The organism is Limnobacter sp. (assembly GCF_964228395.1).
Classification (GTDB): domain Bacteria; phylum Pseudomonadota; class Gammaproteobacteria; order Burkholderiales; family Burkholderiaceae_B; genus Limnobacter.
In genome coordinates this window covers 1-12,638 of record NZ_CAXQZX010000010.1, presented here as the reverse complement: position 1 = coordinate 12,638, position 12,638 = coordinate 1, and the positions used below count along the sequence as shown (strand labels likewise).

Below are 12,638 nucleotides of genomic sequence, written 5' to 3'. Positions count from 1 at the left end.
GGGATCGACAAATACACCACGTAGTTTTGCTGTATGTCGGCTTGTATGGTTGCCCAATCCATGGAAGGCGTCCCCTAATAATTTTGTAATTTGTTGGTTAGTATAAAGAGCGTCGCAAAATATACGGGGGCGACACTGCGTAAAAAACCGTTCTACATTGCACGGAAGTATAACGATCTATCGGGACGCAACAACGTTATCAAATTAGATCAATTATTTTAATAATTACTTCAGGATCAACATTTTGGATTTTTCAACAATACATCTGGGGCTTCCGTGGTGGGCGGTGTTCCCCCTGGGGGCGTTGGCTGGCCTGGTTTTGGCATGGTTTTTCCAGGCCGCTGCTTTGTGGCTGATGTTCAACCCGCAAGAGTTCAAGGGCATACGGTTGCCCGTGTTTAGAAAGCTGGGGCTGCACCAGTTGGGTTTGGAGGGCATTGGCTGGCAAGGCTTGGTGCCCCACCAAAAGGGCATCATGGCTGAAATTGCCGTGCGTTTGATGACGCACAAACTTCTTCCGCTGGACGAGATGATCAAGCGCATCCCTGCGCAGGGTTTGTCCGACCGCATTACCCCGCCCATGCAAGAAACTGCCGACCTCGCTTGCCGGGAGGTCATGCGCAAGCACAAGCCCACCCTGTGGGAAAGCCTGCCCAGCTTTATGCAGAATTCAATTATTTTTCGCATTCGAGCCATCGTGCCCGAGGTGTCCAAGCAAATTATTCTGGACCTGCAAAAAAAGCCTGCATACTACCTCAGCCTTAAAACACTGGTGCTGGACGTGATCACCAGCAAACCCTTTCTGGTCGTGGATTTGATCAAGAGCGCTGGCAAAGACCCCATGGCCTATCTGGTTCGATTTGCCATGGTGGCAGGCTTACTGGTCGGTGTGCTGTTGGGTGCAATCAGTTTGTTCAATTTGCCGTGGTATTGGGTGCTTACCTTGGGCTTATTGCTGGGTGGTCTTGCCAACAAGCTTGCCCTGGAAAGCCTGTTTTTCCACCCCGACCATGGCACCATCCGTTTGGGCAAGTTCACAGGCTTTTTCTTCCGCGATCAGCAACACATCTCGGAGTTGTTCGCCCAAACCGCAGCGCGTGAAATTTTGACCACTGAAAACATTGTGCTGGCGTTGTGCCGTGGCCCCAATGCCAAAAACCTGCATGCGTTGATCGACTACCATGTTCAAAAAGTGATGGACCTCGAATCCAGCGGCATCAAGCCTCTGTTGGTGGCGGTGCTGGGTGCCGAGCAGTGGGTGGCCATCAAACGCGATGCCGCGCAAATTTTTGCTGGCAAATTGGAGCAGCACCTCATGGCCGCGAGGGTTTACCTCAACGACGCGTTGCGAATTGAAGAGGTGATCCTTGAGCGCCTAAGCCATTTGCCCGCCCTGGAGTTTGAAAAATCACTGCGCCCCGTGTTCTCACGCTACGAGTGGATGATGCCTTTGATCGGCGGTGTTTGGGGGGCGCTGCTTGCTGTAGTAGCACTTGTGCTGGTTTGATGCAGAATTTTTCAGGCTTTGAATCCACCTGAGAAAGGTCAGAGTATTACCTACAAATTCCGACACACAAACAACACAATTTGGAGGCAATATGTCCACTCAGGTAATTGGCACAGTCAACGAGATTGAAGGCACCGTCAGCGTCATGCGCGATGGCCAGACTGTGGCCCTGGCCGCTGGTGATTCGATCAACGCTGGCGATGTGATCACAGCCAGCGACTCAGGTCGCGCCTCCATTATGTTGTCGAACAGCTACGGTGAGCCCATTGGCAACCTGTTGGTGGCCCCCACCGGCAGCGTGATCGCCGACACCACCATGAAAAATGGTCAGACCGCCTTTGTGTTCGAGGCCTTGTCCAACGATGGCGTCACCATTGCCAACCTTGATCCCGATTTTGCAGACCTGGTCGAATTGCAGGGTGTGGAACAAGCTGGTGGCGGAGGCATGTTTGGTTTGTTTGACGGTGGTTTGTTGGCGGCTGGTTCGCTGGGTAGCTCAGGTTTGGCAGTGGGTGCTGGCGCCATCGGCGTGGCAGCGCTGGCCTCCGGCAGCGACGAGGGCAGCGGCCCGCGCAACACACCCAGCAGCGGCAGCGGTGGTAACAATGGCGGCAACGGTGGCAATGGCGGCGACGGTGGTGATGGTGGCACCGGTGGTACCACTGGCACCCCGCTGGATGCAGCCCTTGACCCGGTGTTTGATGGCGCGGCGGGCACGCCCTTGGCTGCGGTGAGCGAGCCCTTGGCCGATGGTTTGGGCACAGTGGCGGGCATGCTCCCTGTGCCTGGCGGTGACGAGGGCGGTGGAGATGGTGGAACCGGCGGTGGCGACTCCGGTGGCGATGCTGGCGGCACCACTGGGACTCCGCTGGATGCAGCGTTTGATCCAATATTTGACGGTGCCGCAGGTACGCCATTGGCGGTGGTTAGCGAACCCTTGGCCGATGGATTGGGCACCTTGGCGGCCATGTCTCCCGCTGGTGGTGGCAGTTCAGATGGTCCAACTGGCACACCTTTGGACGCCGCTTTGGACCCAGTACTGGCTGCCTTGGATGGCACACCCTTGAGCGCAATCACCTCCATGGCTGACCCTTCTTTGATTACCGATGCCCTGGGTGGTGGGTTGCCAGTCTAAATGCAGGGCATGAATCTCATCGATCTGCAAGGAAGGCCGGTGTGGGGCAGGTTGCCCCAGCTGCCGGCCAACATCAACTGGAGAAACTTCGACGCTCGCAATGCCATGGGCAAGCGGCGACCTGCCTGGCAAAAATCATTGCTGTTCAAGCATTTTGATTTTTACTCCGTGGCCAGCCCAGGTTTTACCTTTGGATGTGGCATGGTGCGTTTGGGCTTGGTCAATTCCACTTTCGCCTATTTGTACACGCCATTGGGCGGTTTGCATCATCAGCAATTTGATCTACCCGGGGATTGGGGGCTGCACATCGACACCCGCCCCTTGGGGCAAACCGGCTGGGTTCACCCCTTCAAGACAAACCATTGGGTGCGCTCCACCCGGGAAGCAGAGAGCCGCAATCTGGTGTTTCAATTTGGCGAGCATTTTTCAGCCGATGTCACGCTGCGTTGTGAGCCTGCGCATGTGTTGGCGCTTAACACGCCAATTGCCAACACCGGGTTCGCCTATGCACAAAAAACCTCCGGCTGCCCTGTGGAGGGTCAAATTCGTTTGGGTGATGAAGTGCACGCCGTACAAGCCGGTCGAGATGGTTGCTACCACGATTGGACGGCAGGTTTTTTGCGCCGTGAAACCTTTTGGAATTGGGCCTGCGCCACCGGGGTTAACGCGCAGGGCGAGCGAGTGTCTGTGAATGTGGCCCGCGGTGTCAATGAAACCAGTGCCCATGAAAACGTGGTGTGGGTTGATGGCGCCATGCACACCTTGCCGCTGGTGCTGTTTGACTACGATCGGGATGATGTTAGTCAACCGTGGCGTGTTTATTCGCAATGTGCTGCGGTGGACCTAAAGTTTACGCCTGTGGGCAGTGTGCACGACCATCGCAACCTGTGGGTGTTGGCCAGCCGTTTTAACCAGTGCTTTGGGGTTTTTTCAGGTCAGGTCATGTTGCCCGATGGGCGAGCTGTACTGGTCGACGGCTTGCATGGTTGGTGTGAAGACCATTACGCCAAATGGTGAGCCCGTAGGCCACCACATCGCTTGTTTAAACTTCCACCATTTCAAAGTCGGTTTTTGACACGCCGCAATCTGGGCATAACCAGTCGCCCGGCACGTCGGCCCACGGCGTTCCTGCTGCAATGCCCTCTGAGGGTAAACCCGCGGATTCGTCGTAAACAAACCCGCACACAATGCACACGTATGTCTTCATGGAACTGGCTTCCTGCCTTGTTTTCAAACGGCCTAATCCTACCAATTGCGGGCTGAAAAATGTCGAGGGTCTCTTCAGAAAATGTTGCACACTTGGGCAGGCGATCTCAAAAACAAGCTAGACTCACGCCTATACAAGGTATCGCAAGCCCTGTTGCAAGCGAAAAGCATTGAGGAGAATGTGTATGTCAGTCACCGTGGACACCGTGCGTGAAGCATTGCGCAGTGTCATTGACCCCAATTTGAGCAAAGACTTGGTCAGCGCCAAGCTCATCAAAAACGTCCAGGTGGACGATGGCGATGTGAGCTTCGACCTTGAGCTTAGCTACCCCGGCAAAAGCCAGATCGATTCGATCCGCAAGGCGGCCATTGCCGCAGTTCGGCAGGTTCAGGGGGTGCAAAACGTCAGTGTAAACGCTGGCATTAAAATTCAAACACACGCCGTGCAGCGCGGTTTGAAACCGATGCCCAACGTCAAGAACATCATCGCCGTGGCCTCGGGCAAGGGCGGGGTGGGCAAAAGCACCACTGCCGTCAACCTGGCGCTGGCCTTGTCGGCTGAAGGTGCCAAAGTGGGCATGCTGGATGCCGATATTTATGGTCCATCGCAGCCCACGATGCTGGGCATCACCGGGCGCCCACAATCGGACGACGGGCAAATCATCGACCCCATGGAAGGGCACAACATTCAAGCCATGTCCATTGGCTTTTTGATTGATGAAGACACGCCCATGGTGTGGCGTGGCCCCATGGTGACCAGCGCGCTTGAGCAATTGCTCAAGCAAACCAACTGGAAAGACCTCGACTACCTCATCGTTGATATGCCGCCGGGCACGGGTGATATTCAACTCACCCTGTCGCAAAAGGTACCTGTGACTGGCGCGGTGATTGTAACCACCCCACAAGACATTGCTTTGCTGGATGCCCGCAAAGGCTTAAAGATGTTCGAGAAGGTGGGCGTACCCATTTTGGGCATTGTTGAAAACATGGCCATCCATGTGTGCAGCAATTGTGGTCACCAAGAGCATATTTTTGGCGAAGGCGGCGGTCAAAAAATGGCCAAAGACTACAACCTTCACTACCTGGGTGGTTTGCCCTTGGACATGCGCATTCGCATGCAGGCCGATTCTGGCAAGCCCACCGTGATTGCAGACCCCGATGGAGACCTGGCCAAAACCTACAAAGACATCGCCCGCAAAGTGGCCATTCGCATTGCCGAACAGGCCAAAGACATGTCTTTGAAGTTCCCCTCCATTGTGGTGCAAAACACCTAAGCCTCAGGCTCAGGGCAATGGGCCACGGGTGTGTCGATGCCTTCGCATTCTCAGTCATTTGAGCAGTTGGCAGCCCAACCGCCTCAAGGTCAGGCTGGCTTTTGGAGCCAGCCTTCCATGCGCCTGGATTGCGGGGGCCATTTGGCGGTGTGGTGCGAGCATGGCGTTGGCACTGCACCCCCGGGCACCGGCGGCGCATTGCCCTGGTTGGTGTTGCACGGCGGGCCTGGTGGTGGTTTGTCGGCTGCCCATGTTGCGCCATTGCGTCTGGCAGGCTTGCCCTGGTTTGGGTTTGACCAACGCAACAGTGGTTTAAGCGAAGATCTTGATCTTTCCCAGCTGGACCTTCAGCGCTTCATTGATGATGCACTCGAGCTTGCCGATGCATTGCAAATTCCGCGATTTCATCTGTTGGGAGGCTCTTGGGGAGGCACCTTGGCTCTGGCGCTGGCCGCCTATCGCCCTGAGCGGGTGTGCAGCATGGTGCTTCGTGCGCCGTTTGTGCCATCCATGCCCAGGGTCAATGCCTTTTTTGAAGCACTTGAGCACTTGGATCCGGACCGCTTTGCAAACGCGTTTACCGCCGGTGCGCGCACTTTGCAAGTGTGCGATGCCATGCTGAACGCGTCCCCCGAGCAAGCCATCACCATGGCGCGTTGCTGGCGCGACCTCGAACTTGCCCTGCTTGCGGGGCGCTCCGCTGCGCATCCCCAGTCCAAGGTGTTTTTGAGCGACGTTCAAGAACTGATGCTGGTTCGAAAATATCGCTTGCAAGCCTGGTTTTTGCTGCACGAGTGTTTTGTCAGTGGCAATGACTGGAACTCCATGCTGCTCCAATTGCAGCAAGCGCGCATTCCAACTTCGCTTGTGCAGGGTAGCGAAGATCGTATTTGCCCTCCGGGCGGTGCTCAAATGCTGGCCGAGATCATGCCGTGGGCCGACCTTGTGGAGGTGCAAGGGGCCGGCCATTTGCCCGACGACCCCTTGATTCGTGATGCTGTACTAGGCGTTGTGAAGCGCCACGCTTTGCCTGCCCAATAATATTCGGAACTTGCTTTTAATTTGGGTCACCCAATTGAATAAACAATTGGAGTGAACCCATTGAATTCAGCATTTCCCAGGCCGCCGGGCCAGCGCATGGGCCAGCAGGCCAAGCCTGCCGTGCCTGTGGGGCAGGCAGGCCGGCAGGGGTTCAGGCCCACTGATCTACAACTGCTTCACGACGCACTCCGTTTGGCCGGCATGGCTTGGTTTGATGGCGACCAATGCGTATTGGCCAAAAAAGATCAACTTGAGCTGCTGTTCACGCCGGGGCAATCGGCTCATTTGCGGTGGGCGGTCATGTCTTTCCCCATTTACAACATGAACATGCCCAACGCGGCTGAAATTGCGTTGCATTTTTTGGCCGAGGCCCACGGCATGATTCATGTGCTTGATTTCCAATACCAAGTGGGCATCAATATGCAGTCAGAGAACCTCGAGTTCATGATGCAATTGCCCCTAGAGGGCGTGGTGGCTGCCCAATTGGCGGAGCTGGTGCGCACTTTTTTTGATGCGCTCAGCTCCTCTATTCAAGAGGAATTGGCACAAATTTTGGACGAGCTTGGTCAGTTAAACGGTGGCTAGGTTACCATTGCCCCATTGCAAATATTCCCCGGTCAACCATGAGCATCAAATCCGACAAGTGGATCAACCGCATGGCCGAACAGCACGGCATGATTGAGCCGTTTGAGCCTAAGCAGGTCAGGTATTCAGGCGACAAGCGCATCGTGTCTTACGGCACCTCCAGCTACGGTTACGACATTCGTTGTGCCGATGAATTTAAAATTTTCACCAACATCAACAGCACGATTGTTGACCCCAAAAACTTCGACGAAAAAAGTTTTGTTGATTTCAAAGGCGACGTGTGCATTATTCCGCCCAACTCTTTTGCGTTGGCCCGTACGGTTGAATACTTTCGAATCCCACGGAACATTCTCACCATTTGCCTTGGCAAAAGCACCTACGCCCGGTGCGGCATCATTGTGAATGTGACGCCATTTGAGCCCGAGTGGGAAGGTTATGTCACGCTTGAGTTTTCAAACACCACTCCCTTGCCCGCCAAAATTTACGCTGGCGAAGGCTGTGCGCAGGTTTTGTTCTTCGAGAGCGATGAAGTGTGCGAGACCTCCTACAAAGACCGTGGTGGCAAGTACCAGGGTCAACACGGTGTTACTTTGCCAAAAACCTAATCCAGCTTCGCCCAGTGCCCGCCCCGTTGCGGTGGCGCGATGTCACCACGCCAGGCGGGCGTTAGTTCTACGGTAAGCTTTGCCGCCAACAGGCACAGCAAAGCCAAGCCACAGGCGCAGGCACCAATGCTGGATATGCCAAGTTGCAGCGGGGCCATGGGCACCGACAATGCTGCGGCCAGGCTTACAGCAAGCGCCAAGCCAAACCGGTGCCCAAGCAAATGTCCCAATTTGGGGGCCAGGCAAATTCTGGCTATGGCGCAGCCCAGGTATTTGTCGAACGAGCCCATCAGCTTGTTGACCCCCTGAAACGCCAGGTAAGCAGCATTCATCAACCCTTGGGTCAGCGGGCCATACTGGTGCAGTTGCTGCCAAATGTAGCTGCAATGGGTTTTGCGCTCAAACCTATTGCCGGGGTCCACCAGCCGGTGCCCAGGTGACAGGTGCAAGCACCACTTTTTAACAGTCAGTGCGAGCCCGCTGTGCTGCCCATCCAGGCATCTCATGCCTTGGGAAATGGTCTTTTGCTTGGCGCGAAGCAGGGGCCTTGAGCCAAGCTTGTATAGGCATGCATCAAAGCGGCTGCGGGCCAAGCGCCGCTCAAGTTCTTGGCCGTGATATCGCTTGGCGATTGGGCTGTGTGCAATCGCCAAGGCCAGGCCGCTGAGCACGGTCGACACGCCATACAGAAAGGCCCCTGCAGCCTTGTGTGGTGCAAAACCTGCCGCACTGAATTGCCCGGTAATTACCCGAGCCAGGCCCGAGGCAATCACGAGGGCAATGTCGTGCTTGTTGCCCGCTGAGGCGCCGTGCCTAAAAAGCCGCTCAATCATGCCAGACATGTCCGACACCAACTCAGCACACTCCTCCAGCCACTTGGCCGCCCACACCAGAGATCGAAGAACGCGACTTCGAAATTGTTCAGGGCAGGACAGAACGCTGTCGCTGGCTGCGGCCAGCGTCTGGCCAATCGGGCCACGGCATACCCCTGGCTGTATTGCTGAATGGCAGTTTCGTCGAATCCTGGCCATTCGCTCATAGGCCAGTTCATGGGATTTCACGTAGCGGTCCAGCTTGCAAATGGGGTTGGGCGTGCAGTCGTCAGGGGGGACGTTCGCGCAGGCCGTTACAGGGAGCATTGAAACTTGCAAAACGAGGGCGGTCAGTAACAAAGTGCGCCATTTGAACGCATGTAAATGACAATCATGTGACTTCACCCCCATGGGGGATAGCCCATGCTCCTATCAGGGCACAACAGGGCACAAGTTTTAACAGTCTTTCAGCCCAGGCGCTTGGAGAAGCCGCCCCCCTGGGGGATAATGCACGCTGCTTTGGTGGGTATTCCAAGCACCCGCATGTTGACCATTTTCACAGGATGATTCATGAAATTTCGCTTCCCCATCGTCATCATTGATGAAGATTTCCGTTCCGAGAACGCCTCGGGTCTGGGCATTCGCGCCCTGGCCGACGCCATCGAGAAAGAGGGCGTGGAAGTGCTTGGAGTGACCAGTTATCACGACCTGTCGCAATTTGCCCAACAGCAAAGCCGGGCCAGTGCTTTTATTTTGAGCATCGACGACGAAGAATTTGGCTTGGGCAGCAAGCAGGAAGTGGAAGCAGCCCTCACCAACTTGAAGAGCTTTGTGGAAGAAATCCGCTTTAAAAACGCAGACATTCCCATTTATTTGTACGGTGAAACCCGCACCTCGCGCCACATTCCCAATGACGTACTTAAAGAGTTGCATGGCTTCATCCACATGTTTGAAGACACGCCTGAATTCGTGGCGCGTCACATTATTCGAGAAGCCAAAAGCTATCTGGATTCACTGGCGCCCCCGTTCTTCCGCGCTTTGGTGCATTACGCGCAAGATGGCTCCTATTCCTGGCACTGCCCGGGCCATTCCGGTGGCGTTGCCTTTTTGAAAAGCCCCGTGGGCCAAATGTTCCACCAGTTTTTTGGTGAAAACATGCTGCGTGCTGACGTGTGCAATGCCGTGGACGAGTTGGGCCAACTGCTCGACCACACAGGCCCAGTGGCGGCCTCTGAGCGCAATGCAGCCCGTATTTTTAATGCCGATCATTGCTTCTTTGTCACCAACGGCACCTCCACATCCAACAAAATGGTGTGGCATGCCAATGTGGCCCCCGGCGACATTGTGGTGGTTGATCGCAATTGTCATAAGTCCATTTTGCATTCCATCACCATGACCGGCGCCATTCCGGTGTTTTTAACGCCTACGCGCAACCACCTGGGCATCATCGGGCCCATTCCCCTGGAGGAATTCAAGCCTGAGAGCATTGCCAAAAAAATTGAGAACCATCCCTTTGCCAGCAAGGCCAAAAACAAAAAGCCACGCATTTTGACCATCACCCAAAGCACATACGACGGCGTGCTTTACAACGTTGAAATGATCAAGCAAACCCTGGGTTCTGAAATTGATACCTTGCACTTTGACGAGGCCTGGTTGCCTCACGCAAGTTTTCACAGCATCTACAAAGACATGCACGCCATTGGGCGTGACCGCCCGCGCACCAAAGATGCGTTGGTGTTTGCAACACAGTCCACCCACAAGTTGTTGGCCGGCTTAAGCCAAGCCTCGCAAATTTTGGTGCAAGAAAGCGAGAACCGCAAACTGGACCGCCACGTGTTCAACGAGGCCTACCTGATGCACACCTCCACCAGCCCACAGTACGCGATTATTGCCAGCTGCGATGTGGCTGCCGCCATGATGGAGCCCCCAGGCGGCACCGCCTTGGTTGAAGAGAGCATCATGGAAGCGCTGGATTTTCGACGGGCCATGCGCAAGGTCTCTGAAGAATTTGGCGACGATTGGTGGTTCAAGGTGTGGGGCCCCGATGTTTTAAGCGACGAGGGCATGAGCCCGCGCGACGACTGGATGATCCACGCCACCGACAACTGGCACGGCTTTGGCAAATTGGCCAGTGGCTTCAACATGCTCGACCCCATCAAGGCCACCATTGTGAATCCCGGGCTGGATGTGAACGGTCAATTCTCTGATTCAGGTATTCCAGCGTCAATCGTGACCAAGTACCTGGCAGAACATGGCGTAATCGTTGAAAAAACCGGGCTTTACTCTTTCTTCATCATGTTCACCATCGGCATTACCAAGGGCCGTTGGAACACCTTGGTGACTGCGTTGCAGCAGTTCAAAGACGATTACGACAAAAACCAGCCCCTGTGGCGCGTCATCCCCGAGTTTTGCCAGGCACATCCCCGTTACGAGCGCGTGGGCCTGCGTGACCTGTGCCAAAAGATTCACGACATGTACCGCAAAAAAGACGTGGCCAGGCTCACCACCGAGATGTATTTGTCTGACATGCAGCCTGCCATGGTGCCCGCTGAGGCCTACGCCAAAGTGGCGCACCGCGAGATCGAGCGTGTGCCTGTGGATCAATTGGAAGGTCGCATTACGTCGGCCCTGCTCACGCCATATCCACCCGGTATTCCCCTGCTGATCCCGGGCGAAAAATTCAACGCCACCATTGTGGATTACCTGCGTTTTGCACGGGATTTCAACAAGCAGTTCCCGGGCTTCGAAACCGACATCCACGGTTTGGTGGAAGAAGAAGACGAGCAGGGCAATGTGTCGTTTTACGTGGACTGCGTGAAGGAATAAAACTGCGGAGGCTTAGGACAACAGGGCCAAAGCCTCCTGCAAATCTGACCACAGGTCCTCGAGGTCTTCCAGCCCGATGGCCAGCCGCAAAATGGGGCCGCACGCGTGTGCGGTTTTCTGAGCCAGTTGCTGGCTCAGTTCGCGGCGCCGTTGTGCTGGAATATTCACCACCAAGGCCAGGCTTTCTGGGCCTCCCCATGAGTAAGCAATGCTGAATAGCTTAAGCGCATCCACCACAGCGCAAGCTTGCTCGTCTTTTACCTGGGGCTGCAATACCACCGAGAAAATGCTGGCGCTGCCTGAAAACAAGCGGGCGAAATTCGCGTGGCCAGGACAACTTGGCAAAGCAGGGTGCAATACATGGGCAATGGCTGGGTGGCTTTGCAAACGCTTCGCCAATTCAAGGGCCTGACGGCCTTGGTGTTCAAACCGCAGGGGCAGGGTGAGCAAGCCGCGCAACACCAGGCTGCAATCGTCTGGGCCAACGCCGAGGCCAAACACCCGGTTGCGTCGCTCCACCTCGGCAAAAGCCTGGGTGTCGTTGGCCAACACGGCGCCCATCAGCACATCGGCATGACCACATTGGTATTTGGTGAGCGCTTGCACACTAAAATCGAAACCATGTTCAAAGGGCTTAAAAGCCAGCCCGGCCGACCAGGTGTTGTCGATGCCGGTGCGGGCGCCATGGAACTTCGCAAGTGCCACAATGGCTTGCAAATCCGGTACTTCGAATGTGAGCGAGCCCGGTGCCTCTGTCCACACCAGCCGGGTGTTGGGCTGCAGGGCTGCTTTTACGCTGGCCAGGTCGCATGGATTGTATTCACCAAACTGCACTCCGTAGTCGGCGTGCAACTGGCGCGCCAAGGTTTGCACCGGGCCATACACATTGCCGGGTATTAGCCAATGGTCGCCATGCTTCAAGCAGGCGGTGGCCACCAGTGTAATGGCGGCTAGGCCCGATGGGCAAAGCAGGGCGTGCCGAGCGCCTTCAATGTGCGCCAAATGTTGCGCCAGTGTGTATTGCGTTGGGTTGCCGTGCAGGCCATAGCTGTAGTCCAGGCCCAGCACATCCACATGCGCTCGCTGTGCCTCGGTGCTGTCAAAAAAGGTGCTGGAGCCTCGGTACACCGGCACAGCCTGGCTTTTAAAACCATCGCCTTCAATCCGGCTGGCGTGCACCAGCTTGGTCGAAAGGTTGAGTGCACGGTGATCGGGCTTGAATGTGCTCATAGGTTTTTAATCAACACCTGGGATTTTCTGTTCCAGTCGTACAGGCGTTTGCGCTCAATGGGCAGCTTGTCAACATCACCCACCACAAAGCCGCGTTTGATAAAGAAGTGCGAGGTTTGTGTGGTCAATACGAACAGTTTTTTAATGCCATGTTTGCGGGCATCTTGCTCAACCTTTTTAAGTAGGCGCTCTCCATCACCTGTGCCTTGCCAGGAAGGGTGCACCACCAGGCAGGCCAACTCGGCCAGTCCTTCTTTGGCATAGGGGTATAGCGCGGCGCAACCCCACAAAATACCGTCGTGCTCCAGCACAATAAAATGTTCGATGTCCCGTTCAATGCGATCCAGGCTGCGACGCACCAACGTGCCATCGTGCTCCAGGGGCTCGATGAGTTGTTTGATACCGCCCGCATCGTCC

At 55.5% G+C, this 12,638-nt stretch carries 12 protein-coding genes; 8 read left to right on the top strand and 4 right to left on the bottom strand.

What is annotated here, in order from left to right; all coding sequences use genetic code 11:
* The first annotated feature begins 244 nt into the window (after positions 1-244).
* From ACEQU8_RS00935 to ACEQU8_RS00925, 3 genes are all read left to right on the top strand, one after another.
* Positions 245-1,507, top strand: coding sequence for a DUF445 domain-containing protein (locus tag ACEQU8_RS00935; RefSeq protein WP_370260821.1), 1,263 nt, complete (start codon positions 245-247; stop codon positions 1,505-1,507).
* 91 nt (positions 1,508-1,598) lie between these two features.
* Positions 1,599-2,642: a hypothetical protein gene (locus ACEQU8_RS00930; protein ID WP_370260820.1), complete on the top strand. Its 1,044-nt coding sequence runs from the start codon at positions 1,599-1,601 to the stop codon at positions 2,640-2,642.
* Positions 2,643-2,651: 9 nt separating this feature from the next.
* Positions 2,652-3,659, top strand: coding sequence for a DUF2804 domain-containing protein (locus ACEQU8_RS00925; RefSeq protein ID WP_370260818.1), 1,008 nt, complete (start codon positions 2,652-2,654; stop codon positions 3,657-3,659).
* Between the two features lie 25 nt (positions 3,660-3,684).
* On the opposite strand, the gene ACEQU8_RS00920 is transcribed toward ACEQU8_RS00925, so the two are convergent.
* Positions 3,685-3,849 (bottom strand): rubredoxin, encoded by a 165-nt coding sequence (locus ACEQU8_RS00920; protein WP_370260817.1) that lies wholly within the window; start codon positions 3,847-3,849, stop codon positions 3,685-3,687.
* Positions 3,850-4,033: 184 nt separating this feature from the next.
* On the opposite strand from ACEQU8_RS00920, the gene apbC reads away from it, so the two are divergent.
* The 4 genes from apbC to dcd are packed head-to-tail and all read left to right on the top strand — an operon-like array spanning position 4,034 to position 7,353.
* The gene (apbC, locus tag ACEQU8_RS00915; RefSeq protein WP_370260816.1) at positions 4,034-5,122 is read left to right on the top strand and encodes an iron-sulfur cluster carrier protein ApbC; all 1,089 of its coding nucleotides are present in this window, start codon (positions 4,034-4,036) and stop codon (positions 5,120-5,122) included.
* A 36-nt stretch (positions 5,123-5,158) separates the two neighbouring features.
* Positions 5,159-6,163 carry an alpha/beta fold hydrolase gene (locus ACEQU8_RS00910; protein ID WP_370260814.1) on the top strand — a complete coding sequence of 335 codons (1,005 nt, stop codon included), beginning with the start codon at positions 5,159-5,161 and terminating at the stop codon, positions 6,161-6,163.
* 60 nt (positions 6,164-6,223) lie between these two features.
* Positions 6,224-6,748 carry a hypothetical protein gene (locus tag ACEQU8_RS00905; protein ID WP_370260813.1) on the top strand — a complete coding sequence of 175 codons (525 nt, stop codon included), beginning with the start codon at positions 6,224-6,226 and terminating at the stop codon, positions 6,746-6,748.
* Positions 6,749-6,786: 38 nt separating this feature from the next.
* Positions 6,787-7,353: a dCTP deaminase gene (gene dcd, locus ACEQU8_RS00900; protein WP_370260812.1), complete on the top strand. Its 567-nt coding sequence runs from the start codon at positions 6,787-6,789 to the stop codon at positions 7,351-7,353.
* Here dcd and ACEQU8_RS00895 read toward each other — a convergent pair.
* On the bottom strand, positions 7,350-8,492 hold the full coding sequence (locus ACEQU8_RS00895) for a hypothetical protein (RefSeq protein WP_370260810.1): 1,143 nt from the start codon (positions 8,490-8,492) through the stop codon (positions 7,350-7,352). The two genes, dcd and ACEQU8_RS00895, sit on opposite strands and share 4 nt — an antisense overlap.
* 243 nt (positions 8,493-8,735) lie before the next feature.
* On the opposite strand from ACEQU8_RS00895, the gene ACEQU8_RS00890 reads away from it, so the two are divergent.
* A complete protein-coding gene (locus ACEQU8_RS00890; RefSeq protein WP_370260809.1) occupies positions 8,736-10,991 on the top strand; it encodes an Orn/Lys/Arg decarboxylase N-terminal domain-containing protein in 2,256 nt (751 codons plus the stop codon).
* Between the two features lie 12 nt (positions 10,992-11,003).
* On the opposite strand, the gene ACEQU8_RS00885 is transcribed toward ACEQU8_RS00890, so the two are convergent.
* Together ACEQU8_RS00885 and ACEQU8_RS00880 are read right to left on the bottom strand one after the other, a co-directional pair.
* Positions 11,004-12,221: a PLP-dependent transferase gene (locus tag ACEQU8_RS00885; protein ID WP_370260808.1), complete on the bottom strand. Its 1,218-nt coding sequence runs from the start codon at positions 12,219-12,221 to the stop codon at positions 11,004-11,006.
* The coding region (locus ACEQU8_RS00880; protein WP_370260806.1) for a GNAT family N-acetyltransferase at positions 12,218-12,638 on the bottom strand (421 nt) is incomplete at its 5' end. The genes ACEQU8_RS00885 and ACEQU8_RS00880, both read right to left, overlap by 4 nt.